A 17879-nucleotide genomic window follows, 5' to 3' on the forward strand; every position below is an offset into this window, starting at 1 on the left:
CTCGTTCATCTCGCTTCATCATGGCCCGATGTGCTCGCCGGGAAAAGGGGCCCGGAAGACGTGACACTCCGCGCTTGGGCGCAGATCAAGGACGAGGCCCTGGACTCCTACGGCGACGGAGTCCTCGGCATCTACCAGAACACCGTGGTCACCGCCTTCGACGTTCTTGACTGGGAGCGTCAAGCTGACGGCCGAGTGGTCTTCAACGGCGTTCCCTCCGCGAAGTTCGGGCACCTGATCGGGACTCCGAACCCCGGCAAGCCCTGGGTTCAGGGACAAGCCAGGCCTGTCCAGTACTTGGACACTGCTGTGCTCACAGGGGGAACCGCGACCGTCGAGGACACCGGCGAAGGACGCCGGGCAGTCATCGACGACTTCATCCTGACCGTGGGCGACGACGGCTCTGCCACGCTCGCAGTGCCCGCAGGACAGCGAGTCACCGTGCTAACCAGCTCGGACTGACAAACCACCGCAGACAAGTGGTGAGGGCCAACTCCACTGATCCTCACCACTCGCACGCGTCGTGCACCAACTCCAGGACGCTCGATCAGCAACACTCCGGAACCGGCGAGAGAACCGTACGGGTTGATGTTCGACCAGAAGAGCGCGGTCAGCCCGCGCCGGTCCTCGTCCGAGAGCTTCTTCGCCCACGCGGGTTCGGTCAGAACGCGCTGAAGCAGCAGGGTGTTGATGTGGACCAGGCTGGACTGGAGCAGGTGCAGCGCGAGCATCGAGGTCTCGGCGTGCTCCTTGTCCGGGCCGGTCAGCGCGCCGTCCTTGCCGTAGTGCAGCACGGTGTTCGCGCTGTTCCAGTTCTCCACGACCTGAAGGCCGCCGTGGATCTCGCGGCGCAAGTCCGGGCTGGCGAGGTAGTCGCACGCGAAGATCGTGCGCACGGCGCGGCCGAGTTCTTCGAGGGCCTGGTACGTGGGGTGCTTGGGGCCGCCGCGGGTGAAGCGCCGCAGCACCTGTTCGGCCTCCGCCGTCCCCAGGCGCAGCGCGGTGGCGTACTTGACCATCTGGTCGTACTGCTGGGCGATCAGGTCCCACTTGATGGCCCGGGTCGACAGCGAGCCGCCGAGCGCTGGCCAGCCGGGCGGGGTGTCGTCCGGGCGGTACAGGCGGCTGCTGCCGATGTTCTTCAGCCTCGGCGGCAGCCGGAAGTTCAGCAGCTCGGTGAAGGCGAACCCGACGACGGACGCGCCGTCTCGCACCACGAGCACCTCGCCGGCGGCCTACTTCACACCGGCTGTGGTCGGCCGACGGGTCCTGGGGACACCTGTTCCAACAGGTCCAGGACACGGCCGACGCCGCCGGAAACATCAACTGGGACCACGGCTGGTGGCAGGGCCTCGCACTCGTCAGTCGTCGATCCCCGGTCGTGGGGTCTGCCTCGGTCCGGCGCTGAGCGTGCCACCAGCCGAGCCCCTCGCGTGCGGTGGGCGGGTTCGCGGTTTGACGGTGTCGGCGTCCGTCTCGGTGTCTCGCTGTCTGCTGAACCAGTCACCCCTTGTCCGCGTTGTGATTCCTGATGCCGACGATCACTGTTCTTACGCCTGTGCACGAGGGCGGGCACGTCTATATACGCGAACTGTACGAGTGCCTGCGGGGGCAGAAGCTGCCCGATGGCTGGCGGCTTGAGTGGGTGGTGCAGGAGGACGGGCGGACGGGTAGGCCGCTGGAAGCCGTCCCGGACGCACCGTGGATCTCCAAGGGTGCCGGCCGCTGGGGTGGCGCCGCCCAGGCCCGCACGCTGGGGCTGGCGCGTGCCACCGGAACGCTGCTGCGCTGCGTCGACTGTGACGATCTGCTGCCCGATCAGATGTCCCTAGCCCGCGACGTCGAGATTCTGGAGGCCAATCCGGCCCTCGGCTGGACGGTTGCCCCGTGCCTGGATCTCCACGCTGACGGCCATCTGGAGCGGGGGCCGTACGACCCAAGTTCGGGACTGCTGCCGGAGCGGGCGCTCCTGGACGGTGCCAGGCGCGGTGAACTGCCGGTGATGGGCACCACGCTGACCGCACATGCCGACCTTGTGCGTCTCGTGGGCGGCTGGCCCGCGATCCCGGCCTTCGAGGATGCCGCCCTCCTCCTGTTCTGCGAGGCGGTCAGCCGGGGGTGGATGCAGCCCGAGCCGGGCGAGCTCTACCGCAAGCACCCCGGGCAGCACACCGTCACTGCGGCTTACCACGACGAGGAGGAGAAGAGACTGCGCCAGGAGATCGTCCTCGATCGTGCGGAGACGCTGCATGCCTCCGGCTGGCGCTGGCACCCGACGGCCTCACCCGACACTTCCAGGAGCGGCAGGTGACGAGCAGCCTCGAATCCGTGATGTGGCTGGGCGGCCCGCCTGGGGTGGGCAAGACCACTGTCGCTCGGTTGCTCGCCCGGCGCCACGGACTGCGCTGGTACAACGCCGACACTCACACCTGGCAGCACCGCGACCGGGCGATTGCCGCAGGGCATCCAGCCGCGATCCGGTATGAGGAGATGCCGGTCCCGGACCGCTGGTCAGCGCCCATGGAGGACCGGCTCGCGATGTCCTTGCACCACGTGCGTGGCCCCATGGTCCAAAACGACCTCCGGGCATTACCGGCTGCACCGTTGACGATTGCCGAGGGCACACCGATCACGCCGGAGGTGGTCGGCAGCGGCCCGGCCCTATGGCTCTTACCGACCCCGGAGTTGCAGCGTGACCGGCTCAACGAGCGTGACCTGCACCCCGGCATACGGGAGTTCTACCAGCACCTAGGCAAGGTGATCGTGACAGAGGTGAGGCAATTCGGGGGGCGGGTCGTGGTGATCGACGGTTCGTGCGGTCTGGAGCACGTCGTCACGGAGGTCGAAGGACACTTCGCCGACGTGCTCGCTCATGGGCCGGTGGCAACAAACCAGTCGGAACGGCGGCAGCTTCTCCGCTACGCCAACCGTGCCTTCGTCGTTCAGTACCAGACCTTTTTCACCCGGTCGTGGGCGCGGGCGCTCGGGGACACGTCGGATGTCGTACTGCCCTTCTCCTGCGAGTGCGCGCGGGAAGGCTGCGAAGAGCAGGTCGACCTTGCCGTGGCCGACTTCCCCGCGCCCCCTGACGACACCTCGCCTCCCCTTCTGGCCTTGGGCCACGACATCTACGAGAGGTAGGCGCCTTGACCGTGGGCCCTGGAACGGGCGACCCAGCATGCTCGGTAGGGTCCGACTCGTCTGCGGAGGACACCGGCGGTGAAGGCCAAGGAGTCCGGCGTGCCGCCAGGCCGCCCACCGGGAGCGCAAGCGGTCACGCGCGCGGTCACTGTTACGGATCCCGGTACCGACTCTGCTCCGGTGACCAGCCCAAACGCCCCAGGTCAGTCCTCAGCCCCGTCTTCGCCGTCGTCGAGCCCGGTGGCGGTGCCCGCAGGACAGCGAGTCACCGTGCTAACCAGCTCGGACTGACAAACCACCGCAGACAAGTGGTGAGGGCCAACTCCACTGATCCTCACCACTCGCACGCGTCGTGCACCAACTCCAGGACGCTCGATCAGCAACACTCCGGAACCGGCGAGAGAACCGAGCATGTTGATGTGGTGACGGACGAACGGAGAGAGGCGGGCGACGTCCTCGTCGCGGACGTCGAAGCCGTCCGCACGCAGCTGGTTCACCGCCGCGTCCATGTAGCGGGTGGTGAAGAGGACCAGGGCGTTGAGGACCAGGCCCAGGGCGCCGATCTGGTCCTCCATGCCGTCCTGGTAGCGCTGGTAGAGCTGCCCCTGCTTGCCGTGAAAGATCTTCCGGGCGAGCGCGTGGCGGCCCTCCTGGAGGTTGGCCTGCACCTTGATCTGGCGGCGGTAGCCGGGCTCGTCGGCCAGGCGCAGGATGTGCAGGGTCTTGGAGATCCGCCCGTAGTGGGCGATCGCGTCGCCGAGCGGGGTCGGGCGCCCGTCCCTCGACAGCATGCGGATGACGTCGTACGCGCGCACCGCGCCGGTGCGGATGGAGCCGATGATCCGCAGGATGTCCTCCCAGTGCCGTTCGATCCTGGCGAGGTCGACCCGGCCGCGGGCGGCGTCCTGGAAGGCGCCGTAGTCGGCTGTGCGGTCGATGCGCCACATCTTCTGGTCCGGCAGGTCAGCGAGCTGAGGCGCGTACGCGAACCCCCCAAGGTGAGCAGGCCGAAGACGATGTCGCTGTACGAGGCGGTGTCGGTGACGATCATCTTGGGGCGGATGCCGCCGTCGCGGTCGTAGAGGACGTCCAGCACATACAAGGAGTCGCGCGGGGTGCCGGCCACGACCTTCCCGCCGAGCCCCGCCGCCTGGTCATTGATCATGTTCAGCCAGGTGGCGCCGCCCCGGCGCCCGAAGTACTTCGGGTTCGGCCGTGCGTACACCGACGGCACAGGGACGACGAACCGCATGCCGTCCACGGAGGCGACCAGCCCGCCGCCCCACGCCTGAGCGAGCGGGATCGACGCCTGGTGGTCGATCAGGGCCGCGTTCGCGGCCCGGTACGTCGCCAGCCGCAGATACGTCTGGTCGACGTGGGACAGCCGCCCGTACTTCAGCGCGTCCGCGGCCCCGATGACCGGGGTGTAGCCGACGTTGCAGCTGTGCGCGACCAGCAGCGCGGCGACCGTCACGTGCAGGTCCTTCAGCCTCGCCTCGCCGCCGGTGACCGAGGTGAACGCCTGGTCGGCGCCGGTCCAGGAGAACACCTCCAGCAGTGCCTCCGGCAGGTCGACGCGGGGCAGCATCGCCTCCACCGCCTCCCGCAGGTTCCGCAGGGAGGCCGGTTCGGGCTCCGGCTCCAGTGCGGCGAAGTGCAGCCGCCCGTCGTCATCGAACACGATCTGCGAGTTCGCCGGCACCCTTCCTGCGACCTCGCGGTAGGTGCCGTCCAGCAGCGCGGCCCGCGCCGCCAGGTGCTCGCCCGCCTCGGCGGGCAGTCCCAGGGAGGCCAGCACGGCGGGCCTGGCCTGCTCCCACGCCTCCCCGTCCAACAGCTTGGCCCGGGGATCGCCCCACTTGGAGGAGTTCTTCGCGAACACTTGCTTGCTCCGCAGCATCCGGTGGAACTGCTCCAGCACGCAGAACGCGTACGCCTTCCAGTCCACCGTGCCCGGCTCCAGGTGCGGCGCGGACAGCACCAGCCGCCGCCACGAGCCGATCAGCAAGCCGGTGTCGATTTCCTCGGGGCCGACCTTCTTGCGGCCCATCAGCTCCGGCAGCGTCCGCAGGGCCTTCAGCACGGGCAGGCCCTCGGGGCTGGCGCCGAAGTCGACGACCTGCACCAGGAGCTTGAGGAACGGCCGTACGGCGCCGAACCGGTTGACCAGCATGGCCCGCCATGCCTCGTCGGCGTCGGAGTCGAGCGGCGGGGTCAGCTCGAACAACGCGGCGATCGCCGCCGCCAGCTCCTCGCGCGGCACCACCTGCTCGATCTCCGTCCACATCGCCTCCAGCGTCTCCACCTTCGGCGGGGCGATCTCCCCGGTGTCGGTGTCGACCTGCTCGGAGGTGGTGTCGAACACGACCCGGAACGCGGCGGCCAGCTTCGCGCCGGCCCGCTCGACCCGCGGCAGGGTCTTCAGCTTCTCCTTCGCCGTCTCCCGCTCCGCACGCGCCAGCAGTTTCGTCGCGATCAGCACCTCCAGCAGGTCCAGCGCGTCATCCACCGCCCGGGTCGTCAGGTAGACCGCGGTCGCCAACAGCGTGGCCAGACGCCGGGAGTCGCCGTGCCGCCTGAGCAGGGACGCCTTGCCGTCCACGCCGTAGCGGGACAGCTCCGCCAGCCGCCGCGGCGGTATCCCCGTCACCTCGACCTCGCCCATCCCGAGGTCCGTGATCTCCTTCGCCCGCTCCAGGGCCCACTTCATCTGCGGCCCGGAGATGCGTACGGGACCGCGGCGCAGCCGGTCCAGCTCCGACACCCGCGCGCCGGTCGGCACGGTCAACAGGGAGTCGAGCACCGCCCGCTGACCGGTGCTCAGCAGCCCGTAGAGGGTGTCCCACAGCCGCTGGTTCGCCGCCTCCCGCACCGAGGCGACCAGTCTCGCCAGCGTCGTCACCCCGGGCAGCAGCACCCGCCGCTCGCGCAGCCACCCCACCGCCGCGTCGAACAGCGCCTTCGGCCCCTCCCCGGTCATCCACGCACGCGCATCCACCCACGCCCGCAACTCCGCTTCCACCTCGGCGAACTCCGAGTACTCCAGGAACTTGCGCAGCTCCCACACATGCTCGAACCGGGTCTTCTCCCGCTCGCCGTACACCTTCAGCACCGAGGCGTCCGCGATGCCGAGCTGCTCGGCGAGGTAGTCGGCGACCTCCGCCGGGATGTCCGACGGGTCGTCCAGGAACACCCCGAGATAGCGCACGGTCGTCAGCTGGGCCGCGAAGCCCAGCCGGTTATGGGACCGCCGCTTGGACTCGATCAGCGCCCGGTCCGCGTCGTCCAGGAAGAAGAACCGCTCCAGCTCGGCGCGCGCCGGCGCCCCGTCGTACGCCGCGTACTTCGCGGCCTGCTCATCCGTCAGAAACTCGACCGGCACTCCGGACCTCCAGACAGTCAGTGATCAACATGACTGCCGAAGGCTCCGCCCCCACCGAAGCCCAGGTCAAAGCGCTCCCAGGCGCGCGACAGGCTTAGCGCCAGTTTTCGTTCCGATGTTCCTCAACCCCCGTGCCGTTGACGGGGGTGCGTTCGCATATCTAGTCTCTGTCTTCATACGTAGATGGCGTCTATGTGGGGAGATGGATTCGGTGGACGGAGAGCCGGGGAGCGTGGTGCGCAGGCTGCGGGACGGGATGGCGGGCGGGGTGCTGTCCTTTCCGCTGACGTCCTTTCACGCGGACGGGTCCCTCGATGCCGACGGGTTCCGGGAGTACGTCGGCGCGCAGCTGGCCGCCGGGCCGGGCGCGCTCTTCCCGGCCTGTGGCACGGGTGAGTTCTTCTCGCTCGACGAGGACGAGTACCGGCAGGTGGTGAGCGTGGCAGTGGCGGAGGCCGGCGGGCGGCTGCCCGTGGTCGCCGGGGTGGGGTACGGCTGGGCGCAGGCCGCCCGTTTCGCGCGCATCGCCGAGGAGGCGGGCGCGGACGCCCTGCTCGTGCTGCCGCACTATCTCGTCGCCGCCCCGCAGGACGGGCTGGTCGCGCAGCTGGAGCGGCTCGCGGCCCGGACACGGCTTCCGCTCATCGCCTACCAGCGCGGTCAGGTCGCCTATACGGCCGACTCGTTGAGGCGTATCGCCCGCATCCCCGGCGTCATCGGGCTCAAGGACGGGCACAGCGACCTCGACCGGCTCCAGCGGCTCACCCTCGCCGCCCCGGAGGGCTTCCTCTTCTTCAACGGCGCCGCCACCGCCGAGATCCAGGCCCGCGCCTACGCCACCGTCGGCGTCCCCGCCTACTCCTCCGCCGTGCACGCCTTCGCCCCCGAGATCGCCGACGCCTTCTTCGCCGCCCTGCAGGGCGGCGACCACGGCACGGTCGACAAACTGCTGCGCGACTTCTACGTGCCGCTCGTCGAACTCCGCGACCGCGTCCCCGGATACGCCGTGTCCCTGGTGAAGGCGGCGGCCCGGCTGCGCGGCCGGCCGGTGGGCCCGGTGCGCGCCCCGCTCACCGACCCCTCGGCCGCCGACCTGGCCGACCTCAAGGCCCTGCTCACCGCCGGACTCGACCTCGTAGGAGCGTCCCTGTGAACCTCACGATCACCGACGTCCGCCTCACCCCGATCCTGGTCGCCGACCCGCCGCTGCTGAACACGCAGGGCGTGCACCAGCCGTACACCCCCCGGCTGATCGTGGAGGTGGAGACCGCCGACGGGGTGGTCGGGGTCGGTGAGACCTATGGCGACACCAAGTACCTGGAGCTGGCCCGGCCGTTCGCCGAGAAGCTGCGCGGGCGGCAGGTCAGTGACCTGAACGGGCTGTTCACCGTCGCCGACGAGGTCGCCGTGGACGCGGCCCGGGTCTCCGGCCAGGTCGACGTGGGCGGGCTGCGCGGGGTGCAGACCGCCGACAAGCTGCGGCTGTCGGTCGTCTCCGGCTTCGAGGTCGCCTGCCTCGACGCCCTCGGCAAGGCGCTCGGGCTGCCCGTGCACGCGCTGCTCGGCGGCAAGGTGCGCGACTCGGTCGAGTACAGCGCGTACCTGTTCTACAAGTGGGCCGCGCACCCGGAGGGGGTTCCGGCGGAGACCGACGACTGGGGGGCCGCGCTCGACCCGGCCGGCGTCGTCGAGCAGGCCCGCCGCTTCACGGAGCGGTACGGCTTCACCTCCTTCAAGCTCAAGGGCGGGGTCTTCCCGCCGGAGGAGGAGATCGCGGCCGTACGGGCGCTGGCGGAGGCGTTCCCCGGGCACCCGCTGCGCCTCGACCCCAACGGCGCCTGGTCCGTGGAGACCTCGCTGAAGGTCGCGAAGGAACTCGGGGACGTCCTCGAGTACCTGGAGGACCCGGCGCTCGGCACCCCGGCGATGGCCGAGGTGGCGGCCGACACGGACGTCCCGCTCGCCACCAACATGTGCGTCACGACCTTCGGCGAGATCCAGGAGGCGTTCACCCGGGGCGCCGTCCAGGTCGTCCTCTCCGACCACCACTACTGGGGCGGACTGCGCAACACCCGGGAACTGGCCGCCGTCTGCCGCACCTTCGGCGTCGGCGTCTCCATGCACTCCAACACCCACCTCGGCATCAGCCTCGCCGCGATGACCCACGTGGCCGCGACCGTCCCCGACCTCCACCACGCCTGCGACTCCCACTACCCCTGGCAGTCCGAGGACGTCCTCACCGAACGGCTCGCCTTCGACGGCGGCCGGGTCACCGTCTCCGACGCGCCCGGCCTCGGTGTGGAGCTGGACCGGGAGAAGGTACGACGGCTGCATCAGCGGTGGCTGGACGACGACGGGACCCTGCACGACCGCGACGACGCGGCCGCGATGCGGGTGGCCGAGCCGGGGTGGACGACACCGGCCGTCCCGCGCTGGTAGACGCGCTCGTTCGGGCGGTCGTACGGCGAGAGCCGCCGCCCGTCGTACGACATGGTGCACACTGGCCCGATCGGCACCACGTCAGGGAGCGCACCGTGACCGCGTCCAACGCGTTCGCCGGAGAGGAACCGGAGTACCTCGACGACGACAGGGGAGCAACGGCACCGCACTGTGCCGCGCAGGTCGACCCGCTGGCCGGCCTGCGCGCACCGGACGATCCGCCCTGGGACGTCTACCTCACCGGCACCGTCTTCCTGGACATCATCTTCACCGGCCTCGGCTCGGCGCCGGTGCGCGGCACCGAGTCCTGGGCCCGGGGCATGGGCTCCAGCCCCGGCGGCATCGCCAACATGGCCACCGCCCTCGCCCGCCTCGGCCTGCGGACCTCCCTCGCGGCCGCGTTCGGCGACGACCACTACGGCGAGTACTGCTGGGACGCGCTCGAACAGGGCGAGGGCATCGACCTCTCCCCGTCGCGCACCGTGCGCGGCTGGCACTCGCCGGTCACCGTCTCCATGGCGTACGAGGGCGAGCGGACCATGGTCTCGCACGGCCACGAGCCCCCCGCCGACACACTGTTCCGCCAGCAGAACGCGCCGGGGCACCCCGCCCGTGCGCGCGCCGCGGTCGCCTCCCTCACGCCCGGCAAACGCAACCCGTGGATCGCCCGCGCCGCCGCCGAGGGCACCCGGATCTTCGGCGACATCGGCTGGGACGACACGGGGGAGTGGGACCTCGCCGCGCTCGCCGATCTCGAACACTGCGAGGCGTTCCTGCCGAACGCGGAGGAGGCGATGCGGTACACCGGCGCCGACTGCCCGCGCGCCGCGGCGCACGCCCTCACCGAGTACGTGCCCCTCGCGGTCGTCACCCTCGGGTCGGACGGGGCGTACGCCGTCGACGGGCGCACCGGCGAGTCCGCCGAGGTCCCGGCGATCGCCGTGGAGGCCCTCGACCCGACCGGCGCGGGCGATGTGTTCGTCGCCGGGTTCGTCACCGGCACGCTGGCGGACTGGCCCCTCGCGGACCGCCTCGCCTTCGCGGGCCTGACGGCGGCGCTCTCGGTGCAGGAGTTCGGCGGCTCGCTGTCCGCTCCGGGATGGGCGGAGATCGGGGCGTGGTGGCGGAAGGTCCAGTCGGTGGCGGGGCAGGATCCCGCGGCGCTGCGGAGGTACGCGTTCCTGGAGGGGCTGGTGCCGGGCGAGGACCAGATCCGGCCGTGGCCGTTGCGGAGAGCGGTGCCGACGATCGGGTTCGGCCGGGCGGGGTGACGGTGAGTGGGGGCTGGGGCGGGGGTTTCGCTTGCCGGCGCCGGCAGGGTGCCGCTGCGCCCACCCGTGCCGCCTGGGGGCACCTCCCAGGCCCTTAAGGCACTGGGGGAGGCACGCCTGCCCGCAGCTGGGACGCCCCCGGCGTACGACCGAATCGCGCCGCCTAGAACTCCAGCACCCTCGCGACCTGCCCCCGCACCAACCCCCGTACAACCTCCGAAACCCCCGACAACTCCCCGCGGAACAACTCCCCCACCGCCTCGACCATCCCCGCCCCGCCCTCCACACTCCCGCTGCTCACCGCGTACCGCTCCCGCACCGCGACCCGCAGCACGCCCTCCGTGTCCACCGCGGCCGCCACGATGCTCGGCACCTCCCCGCCCGCCGGGTCCGGCACCTTCGTGTACGACCCCTTCACCGGCTCCCGCCAGCGCAGCGCCAGCAGCACCGGGGACTTCGCCTCCAGCTCCGCGAGGTCCACCTCGTCCACCCCGTCCGCCGTGAGCACGTCGGCCCGCGCGTCCAGCACGATCGCCGCCGGCAGCAGGTCCCGCAGACTCGACCCGGCGATGTTCCCGCCCACCGTCGCCGTCCGGCGCACCGCCCCCGTGCCGACCCCCTTCGCCGCCAGCCGCAGCACCTCCGGAACCCGGTCGTCCACCTGGTGCAGCAGCACCGCGCCGCCGAGCACCCCGTCCCCGATCACCGTGGCCTCCGGCACCCCCCGCAGGGACACCGCCTGTTCCGGGAAGCCGTCCCGCTGCCAGGCGGCCCACACGAGGGTCGCTCCGCCGACGGGTATCGCCCCCTCGGCCAGGTACTCCCGGGCCTCGGACACCGACGTGGGCAGACGCAGCAGCACGGCTACCTGCTTTCTGAAGGGCTCTGTAAGGACATACGGACGTAGCTCGGATTCTGCCCCGGCGTGCAGGAGCGCATGCAGGGCTCACGGTTTCACCGGGGGCGCCTTCCACATCGAAAAGGCCTACGGCGTTGTCAGTCCGGCGTCGTACGCTTGATTCTGCGAGGCCGCCCTCAGCTACGCGGCCGTGAAGAGGAGGAACCGCAGGCCTTAAGCGCCGGCCCATGACTCAGACACCCACAGCTCACACCCCCGCGCAGCAGCAGGCCCGAGCTCAGTTCGAGGTTCCCGCCCAGCACCCGATGGTCACCGTGCTGGGATCCGGCGACTCCCTGCTGCGCGTGATCGAGAAGGCCTTCCCGGCGGCCGACATACATGTCCGGGGCAATGAGATCAGCGCGGTCGGCGACGCGCACGAAGTCGCCCTCGTCCAGCGCCTGTTCGACGAGATGATGCTGGTGCTCCGCACCGGGCAGCCGATGACGGAGGACGCAGTGGAACGCTCGATCGCCATGCTGCGGGCGAGTGAGAACGGGGAGGGCCCGGAGGAGACCCCGGCCCAGGTTCTGACCCAGAACATCCTGTCCTCGCGCGGCCGCACCATCCGCCCCAAGACCCTCAACCAGAAGCGGTACGTCGACGCGATCGACAAGCACACGATCGTCTTCGGCATCGGCCCCGCCGGTACCGGAAAGACGTATCTGGCCATGGCCAAGGCGGTGCAGGCCCTGCAGTCCAAGCAGGTCAACCGCATCATCCTGACCCGGCCGGCCGTGGAGGCGGGGGAGCGGCTGGGCTTCCTGCCCGGCACGCTCTACGAGAAGATCGACCCGTACCTGCGCCCGCTGTACGACGCGCTGCACGACATGCTCGACCCGGACTCGATCCCGCGGCTGATGGCGGCCGGGACGATCGAGGTGGCGCCGCTGGCCTACATGCGAGGCCGCACGCTCAACGACGCCTTCATCATTCTCGACGAGGCCCAGAACACCTCGCCCGAGCAGATGAAGATGTTCCTCACCCGCCTCGGCTTCGAGTCGAAGATCGTGATCACCGGTGACGTGACGCAGGTCGACCTGCCGAACGGCACCAAGAGCGGTCTGCGGCAGGTGCAGGACATCCTCGAAGGCGTGGAGGACGTGCACTTCTCCCGGCTGACGTCCCACGATGTCGTACGGCACAAGCTGGTGGGCCGTATCGTCGACGCGTACGAGAAGTTCGACAGCCAGCACGGCACGGAGAACGGCGCCCACAACGGCGGCCGTCCGAAGTCCGGGCACAAGGGGAAGTAGACAAGCACAGCGCCATGTCGATCGACGTCAACAACGAGTCCGGAACCGAGGTCGACGAGCAGGCGATCCTCGACATCGCCCGCTACGCGCTCGCACGGATGCGCATCCACCCGCTCTCCGAGCTCTCGGTGATCGTCGTGGACGCCGACGCCATGGAGCAGCTGCACATCCAGTGGATGGACCTGCCCGGGCCGACCGATGTCATGTCGTTCCCGATGGACGAGCTGCGGCCGCCGTCGAAGGACGACGACGAGCCCCCGCAGGGGCTGCTCGGCGACATCGTGCTGTGCCCGGAGGTCGCCGCCAAGCAGGGGGCCGAGGCCGAGACACAGCACTCCATGGACGAGGAGCTCCAGCTGCTCACCGTCCACGGAGTGCTGCATCTGCTCGGCTACGACCACGAGGAGCCCGACGAGAAGGCCGAGATGTTCGGTCTGCAGGCGGCCATCGTGGACGGCTGGCGGTCGGAGCAGGGCCTGACCGGCCCGTCCCCGGCGCCGACGGTCTCCTGACCGGGCCGGGTCGTATCCGTATGAGTCCGCAGATCGTCCTCGGCGCGATCGCCCTGGTCGTCGTCGCCTGGCTGGCCGCCTGCGCCGAGGCCGGTATCGCCCGCGTCTCCAGCTTCCGCGCCGAGGAGGCCGTGAAGTCCGGGCGGCGCGGCAGCGCCAAGCTCGCCCAGGTCGCCGCCGACCCGACCCGCTACCTCAACGTGGCGCTGCTGGTCCGCGTCGCCTGCGAGATGGCCGCCGCCGCCCTGGTCACCTACGCCTGCCTCCAGGAGATCCCCAGCACCTGGCAGGCGCTGCTCGCCGCGATCGGCGTGATGGTGCTCGTGTCGTACGTCGCCGTCGGCGTCTCCCCGCGCACCATCGGCCGCCAGCACCCGCTGAACACGGCGACGGCCGCCGCGTACGTGCTGCTGCCGCTCGCCAGGATCATGGGCCCGATCCCGTATCTCCTCATCCTCCTCGGCAACGCCCTCACCCCCGGAAAGGGCTTCAGGCGCGGCCCGTTCGCCTCCGAGGCCGAACTGCGCGCCCTGGTCGACCTCGCCGAGAAGGAGTCCCTGATCGAGGACGAGGAGCGCCGTATGGTGCACTCGGTCTTCGAACTGAGCGACACGCTGGTGCGCGAGGTCATGGTCCCGAGGACCGACCTCGTCGCCATCGAGCGGTACAAGACCATCCGCCAGGCCCTCACCCTCGCGCTCAGGTCCGGCTTCTCGCGGATACCCGTGACCGGGGAGAGCGAGGACGACATCGTCGGGATCGTGTATCTGAAGGACCTGGTCCGCAAGACGCACATCAGCCGGGACGCCGAGTCCGACCTGGTCTCCACCGCCATGCGGCCCGCGTTCTTCGTGCCCGACACCAAGAACGCCGGCGACCTGCTGCGCGAGATGCAGAAGGAGCGCAACCACGTCGCCGTCGTCATCGACGAGTACGGCGGCACGGCCGGGATCGTCACCATCGAGGACATCCTGGAGGAGATCGTCGGCGAGATCACCGACGAGTACGACCGCGAACTCCCGCCCGTCACCGCCCTCGGCGACGACCGCTACCGGGTCACCGCCCGCCTCGACATCACCGACCTCGGGGAGCTGTACGGCCTGGAGGAGTACGACGACGAGGACGTGGAGACCGTCGGCGGACTGCTCGCCAAGGCGCTCGGCCGGGTGCCCATCGCCGGCGCCTCCGCCCAGGTCGAACTCCCCGACGGCCGCAGGCTGGCCCTCACCGCCGAGGCCTCCAGCGGACGCCGGAACAAGATCGTGACGGTGCTGGTGGAGCCGGTGCCCGCGGCCGTGGACCCGGAGGAGGCCCGACCCGAGTGACCCCGGACCGGCTCCGCGCCTTCTGCCTCTCCTTCAACGCGGCCGAGGAGGACTTCCCCTTCAACCCGGACATCTCGGTCTTCAAGGTGCTGGGGAAGATGTTCGCGCTGAGCTGGATGGACGGGAAGCCCCTCAAGGTCAACCTCAAGTGCGACCCCGAGGACGCGATCCGGCTCCGCGCCGACCACGAGGGCCTGATCGCCCCCGGCTACCACATGAACAAGCGCCACTGGAACACCGTCACCGTGGACGGCGGCCTCCCCGACCGGCTCGTCGAGGAGCTGATCGAGGATTCCTACGACCTTGTCGTCGCGGGTCTGCCGAGGGCCGAGCGGCTGCGGCTGGACCGGTCCTAGGAGCCCTGGACCGGGTTGCCGGGCCGGGCGCGGCGCAGGCCCAGGGCGACCAGGGCGGCGGCCGTCAGGACGATCACCGCGTCCAGGGCGACCACCGTGTGGACGCCGGTGAGGAGGGACGGCGAGGTGGTGGCCAGCACGCCGAGCAGCGGGATGCCGATCGTGATGCCGACCTGCTGGGTCGAGGTCACCAGGCCCGTGGCCAGGCCCTGCTCCTCGTCCGGCACGCCCGAGGTGACCGTCAGGCCGTACGAGATGATCGCGCCCAGGTGGCACATGCTGGCCAGGGACACGGCGGCCGTGGCGAGCCACACCGACCAGCTGTGGGTGTCCAGGAGAAGCAGGGCGGCGGTCAGGGTGCCCTGGCCGGCCAGTGAGCCGACCAGGACGCGGCGGGCGCCGTGGCGGCCGATGACCTTCGGGGCGAAGGTGCCCGCGACCGCCGACAGCACCCCCTGCGCACCGAAGACCAGACCCGTCTCGAACGCCGACAGGTGCAGCACCTCCTGGAGGTAGAGGGTCAGCGTGAAGACGACCGTCGACATCATCGAGAAGGTGACCAGACCGCCCGCGTTGCCCCAGGCCACGGTGGAGCGGCGCAGCATCGGCAGGGAGACGAGCGGGGTGGCGGTACGGGACTCGACCGCGACGAACGCGGTCAGCAGGACCACGCCCGCGACGAGGGTGGTGACCACGTCCGTACGGGCGAAGCCGTGGTCGGCGGCCGTGGACAGGGCGTAGATCAGGGCGAGCAGGCCGCTGGTGACGGTGATCGCGCCAGGGACGTCCAGGCGCGGGCGGTCGGGGGTCCGGGACTCCGGCAGCAGACCGGGGGCCAGGGGCAGCACGATCAGGGCGAACGCCGTCAGCAGGGCCATGGTCGAGCGCCAGCCGAGGGCGTCGGTGAGGAGGCCGCCGGCCACCATGCCGACGGTGAAGCCCAGCGACAGCAGCGTCCCCGAGATGCCGAGGGCGCGGTCGCGGGCCGGGCCCTCCGGGAAGGTGGTGGTCAGCAGGGACATGCCCGTCGGTACGATCGCCGCCGCGCCGAGGCCCTGGAGCGCACGGCCGGTCAGGAAGGACGCCGGGTCCCAGGCCAGGGTCGCCAGCAGCGAGGCCGCGCCGAAGAGGGCGAGACCGGTCAGGAACAGCTTCCGGCGGCCGTACAGGTCGCCGATCCGGCCGAAGAGCAGCAGGAAGCCGCCGGACGGCAGCGCGAACGCGGTCACCGCCCACTGGAGCGCGGAGCGGCTCATGCCGAGGTCGGTGCCGAGGGCGGGCAGCGCCACGTTCAGGACGGAGAAGTCCAGGGCGACCATGAACTGGGCCGCGCAGAGAACGAAGAGGCCGAGTCGGTCGCGGGCCGAGAGCCGCGGGGCGGGGGACGGGGGCGTGCGTCCGGTGGTGGTTGCGGTGGTGGGGTTCGTGTCGTCGGTGGTCGTGTCGGTCGCCATGGGGAGAGCTTCCGGCGGGCGGAATAGCCGTGGGGAGTCGGAACTTATGGTGGTGGTGGCACCACCAGACACGGCAACGAGGGGGATCGGTACGTGGCTGCTGCGGATGCGCTGAAGACCCATCGCCGGCGCGAACTCCGGGAGTTCCTGATGACCCGGCGGGCCCGGGTCTCACCCGCCGAGGCGGGGCTGCCGGACGGCGGGGCGCGGCGGCGCACGCCCGGACTGCGCCGCGAGGAGGTCGCCGTGCTCGCCGGGGTGGGCGCCTCCTGGTACCAGTGGCTGGAGCAGGGGCGGGACATCTCCGTGTCGGCGCAGGTGCTGGACGCGGTGGCGCGGGTGCTGCGGATGGGCGACGCGGAGCGGCGGCACCTGTATCTGCTGGCCGGGCTGAACCCGCCGGCGCCCCGGCCGGCGGCGGGGAAACCGGACATGGGTGAGGGGCTGCGGCGGCTGATCGACACATGGATGCCGTATCCGGCGCACATCATGGACATCTACTACAACTGCGTGATGTACAACGACTCGGCGGCGATCGTGCTCGGCATGCGGCCGGACATCACGCAGAACTGTCTCGTCGACTTCTTCACCGATCCGCTGTACCGGTCCCGTTCGGCGAGCTGGGAGCGCAACGCGCGGACGGTGGTGGCGCAGTTCCGGGCCGCGAGTTCGGCGCGGCCGGACGACGAGGGGTTCCAGGCGTTGCTGGCGCAACTGACGGAGTCCAGTGCGGAGTTCGCGGCGCTGTGGGCGGAGCGGGACATCGAGGACGCCGGGCAGATCCGCAAGGAGCTGGAGCATCCGCTGGCCGGGCTGCTGTGCCTGGAGTCCACGGCGATGCGGGTGCCGGCCCGGCCGGACCTCACGGTCGTGCTGCACACGCCGTTGGAGGAGGCGGGGACCGCGGCGAAGCTGGAGTGGCTGGCCTCGCCGGAGGGGCGGCGCGGGGCGATGTACCCGGTGGCGGGGTGATGACGGGGGACCCCGCGGCTTGTTCGTATGCTCGGGGCATGACCGACAGCAACGCGCTTGATCCCGAGGACCGCAAGATCGTCACCCTGGCCCGCTCGGCCCGGGCCCGCAACGGGGTGCCCGAGGGGGCGGCCGTACGGGACTCGACGGGGCGTACGTATGTGGCGGGGACCGTGGAGTTGCCCTCGCTGCGGCTGAGCGCGCTGCGGACGGCGGTGGCGATGGCGGTGGCGTCGGGGGCGGAGTCGTTGGAGGCGGCGGCGGTGGTGTCGGGGGCGGGTGAGGTCGACGCCGGGGACCTGGCCGCGGTGCGGGATCTTGGGGGGCCGGGGACGCCGGTGCTGCTGGCGGGGCCGGACGGGGAGGTTCGGCTCACTGTCCCTGCGTGATTCTTTCCCACCGCCCACCCGACTCGGTCGCCTGAGAAGCGAAGGGTCGATTGACTCCGTGGGCGGAGAGGCGGGGCTTGGTTGACTCCGTGGGCTGGGGGGCGGGGGTTGGTTGACTCGGGTGGGCGGGGCGAGTGGGCGGGTGCGCCGCCGCCGTGGTTGCTCGCGCAGTTCCCCGCGCCCCTTTGGGGCGCGGCTGCCGTCCGCGCGTGTTGAGCGGGTGCCCTCTGCAAGCGCCCCAGCCGGTCCCACCTGTCAGGGGCGCGGGCAACTGCGCGACCAGCCCCACGCACCCGCACCCGCGTCACTTCCGCAACCACTCCTTCGGCGCAGTGCCACAGCCGGCGGCGCGGGGAACTGCGCGAGCATCCCCCTACGCACCCGCACCTGCGTCACTTCCGCAACCACTCCTTCGGCGCAGTGCCACAGCCGGCGGCGCGGGGAACTGCGCGAGCATCCCCCTACGCACCCGCACCTGCGTCAC

14 protein-coding genes and 1 pseudogene are annotated in these 17879 nt (G+C 70.9%); 11 read left to right on the forward strand and 4 right to left on the reverse strand.

Annotated elements, in window-relative coordinates; genetic code table 11:
• Positions 1 to 269: 269 nt before the first annotated feature.
• Entirely contained in the window at positions 270 to 1214 is a 945-nt protein-coding gene (locus AB0D85_RS43770) for a Tn3 family transposase (RefSeq protein ID WP_362333996.1), read from the reverse strand.
• Between the two features lie 317 nt (positions 1215 to 1531).
• Here AB0D85_RS43770 and AB0D85_RS43775 point away from each other — a divergent pair, with 317 nt between their 5' ends.
• Together AB0D85_RS43775 and AB0D85_RS43780 are read left to right on the forward strand one after the other, a co-directional pair.
• Complete coding sequence (locus AB0D85_RS43775) at positions 1532 to 2311, forward strand: GltA (RefSeq protein ID WP_362333999.1); 780 nt, start codon at positions 1532 to 1534, stop codon at positions 2309 to 2311.
• Positions 2308 to 3141 carry a hypothetical protein gene (locus AB0D85_RS43780; protein ID WP_362334002.1) on the forward strand — a complete coding sequence of 278 codons (834 nt, stop codon included), beginning with the start codon at positions 2308 to 2310 and terminating at the stop codon, positions 3139 to 3141. Before AB0D85_RS43775 ends, AB0D85_RS43780 begins: the two co-directional genes overlap by 4 nt.
• 404 nt (positions 3142 to 3545) lie before the next feature.
• On the opposite strand, the pseudogene AB0D85_RS43785 reads toward AB0D85_RS43780, so the two are convergent.
• Positions 3546 to 6523: pseudogene (locus tag AB0D85_RS43785) on the reverse strand (Tn3 family transposase); the annotation flags it as partial.
• A 202-nt stretch (positions 6524 to 6725) separates the two neighbouring features.
• On the opposite strand from AB0D85_RS43785, the gene AB0D85_RS43790 reads away from it, so the two are divergent.
• From AB0D85_RS43790 to AB0D85_RS43800, 3 genes are all read left to right on the forward strand, one after another.
• The gene (locus AB0D85_RS43790) at positions 6726 to 7676 is read left to right on the forward strand and encodes a 5-dehydro-4-deoxyglucarate dehydratase (RefSeq protein WP_362334005.1); all 951 of its coding nucleotides are present in this window, start codon (positions 6726 to 6728) and stop codon (positions 7674 to 7676) included.
• The gene (locus AB0D85_RS43795; RefSeq protein WP_362334008.1) at positions 7673 to 8962 is read left to right on the forward strand and encodes a glucarate dehydratase family protein; all 1290 of its coding nucleotides are present in this window, start codon (positions 7673 to 7675) and stop codon (positions 8960 to 8962) included. Before AB0D85_RS43790 ends, AB0D85_RS43795 begins: the two co-directional genes overlap by 4 nt.
• A 191-nt stretch (positions 8963 to 9153) precedes the next feature.
• The gene (locus tag AB0D85_RS43800; protein ID WP_362334196.1) at positions 9154 to 10233 is read left to right on the forward strand and encodes a PfkB family carbohydrate kinase; all 1080 of its coding nucleotides are present in this window, start codon (positions 9154 to 9156) and stop codon (positions 10231 to 10233) included.
• Positions 10234 to 10396: 163 nt separating this feature from the next.
• On the opposite strand, the gene AB0D85_RS43805 is transcribed toward AB0D85_RS43800, so the two are convergent.
• Complete coding sequence (locus AB0D85_RS43805) at positions 10397 to 11095, reverse strand: FAD binding domain-containing protein (protein WP_362334011.1); 699 nt, start codon at positions 11093 to 11095, stop codon at positions 10397 to 10399.
• A 224-nt stretch (positions 11096 to 11319) separates the two neighbouring features.
• Here AB0D85_RS43805 and AB0D85_RS43810 point away from each other — a divergent pair, with 224 nt between their 5' ends.
• Genes AB0D85_RS43810 through AB0D85_RS43825 form a run of 4 tightly spaced genes read left to right on the forward strand, consistent with a single transcriptional unit; the run spans position 11320 to position 14580 of the window.
• Positions 11320 to 12387, forward strand: a complete 1068-nt coding sequence (locus tag AB0D85_RS43810) for a PhoH family protein (RefSeq protein WP_362334016.1) — start codon at positions 11320 to 11322, stop codon at positions 12385 to 12387.
• 14 nt (positions 12388 to 12401) lie between these two features.
• Positions 12402 to 12899 (forward strand): rRNA maturation RNase YbeY, encoded by a 498-nt coding sequence (gene ybeY / locus AB0D85_RS43815; RefSeq protein WP_362334019.1) that lies wholly within the window; start codon positions 12402 to 12404, stop codon positions 12897 to 12899.
• Positions 12900 to 12919: 20 nt separating this feature from the next.
• A complete protein-coding gene (locus AB0D85_RS43820; protein WP_362334022.1) occupies positions 12920 to 14224 on the forward strand; it encodes a hemolysin family protein in 1305 nt (434 codons plus the stop codon).
• Positions 14221 to 14580: an MmcQ/YjbR family DNA-binding protein gene (locus tag AB0D85_RS43825; protein ID WP_362334026.1), complete on the forward strand. Its 360-nt coding sequence runs from the start codon at positions 14221 to 14223 to the stop codon at positions 14578 to 14580. The genes AB0D85_RS43820 and AB0D85_RS43825 overlap by 4 nt, the downstream gene beginning before the upstream one ends.
• Here the strand turns inward: AB0D85_RS43825 and AB0D85_RS43830 are convergent.
• Positions 14577 to 16034, reverse strand: a complete 1458-nt coding sequence (locus AB0D85_RS43830) for an MFS transporter (protein WP_362334029.1) — start codon at positions 16032 to 16034, stop codon at positions 14577 to 14579. The two genes, AB0D85_RS43825 and AB0D85_RS43830, sit on opposite strands and share 4 nt — an antisense overlap.
• A gap of 150 nt (positions 16035 to 16184) precedes the next feature.
• Between AB0D85_RS43830 and AB0D85_RS43835 the strand changes: the two genes are divergently transcribed.
• Both AB0D85_RS43835 and AB0D85_RS43840 read left to right on the forward strand, forming a co-directional pair.
• A complete protein-coding gene (locus AB0D85_RS43835) occupies positions 16185 to 17006 on the forward strand; it encodes a helix-turn-helix transcriptional regulator (protein WP_362334199.1) in 822 nt (273 codons plus the stop codon).
• Between the two features lie 38 nt (positions 17007 to 17044).
• The gene (locus tag AB0D85_RS43840) at positions 17045 to 17395 is read left to right on the forward strand and encodes a cytidine deaminase (protein WP_362334034.1); all 351 of its coding nucleotides are present in this window, start codon (positions 17045 to 17047) and stop codon (positions 17393 to 17395) included.
• The last annotated feature ends 484 nt before the right edge of the window (positions 17396 to 17879 follow it).

Origin of the sequence: Streptomyces sp. NPDC048277 (assembly GCF_040652235.1) — a bacterium.
Taxonomy (GTDB): domain Bacteria; phylum Actinomycetota; class Actinomycetes; order Streptomycetales; family Streptomycetaceae; genus Streptomyces.

Bases quoted from the DNA above. Each gene is read 5' to 3' on its own strand.
- AB0D85_RS43775 (WP_362333999.1), top strand. From the start codon at position 1,532: ATGCCGACGATCACTGTTCTTACGCCTGTGCACGAGGGCGGGCACGTC.
- AB0D85_RS43790 (WP_362334005.1), top strand. From the start codon at position 6,726: ATGGATTCGGTGGACGGAGAGCCGGGGAGCGTGGTGCGCAGGCTGCGG.
- AB0D85_RS43810 (WP_362334016.1), top strand. From the start codon at position 11,320: ATGACTCAGACACCCACAGCTCACACCCCCGCGCAGCAGCAGGCCCGA.
- ybeY (WP_362334019.1), top strand. From the start codon at position 12,402: ATGTCGATCGACGTCAACAACGAGTCCGGAACCGAGGTCGACGAGCAG.
- AB0D85_RS43820 (WP_362334022.1), top strand. From the start codon at position 12,920: ATGAGTCCGCAGATCGTCCTCGGCGCGATCGCCCTGGTCGTCGTCGCC.
- AB0D85_RS43830 (WP_362334029.1), bottom strand. From the start codon at position 16,034: ATGGCGACCGACACGACCACCGACGACACGAACCCCACCACCGCAACC.
- AB0D85_RS43835 (WP_362334199.1), top strand. From the start codon at position 16,185: ATGACCCGGCGGGCCCGGGTCTCACCCGCCGAGGCGGGGCTGCCGGAC.
- AB0D85_RS43840 (WP_362334034.1), top strand. From the start codon at position 17,045: ATGACCGACAGCAACGCGCTTGATCCCGAGGACCGCAAGATCGTCACC.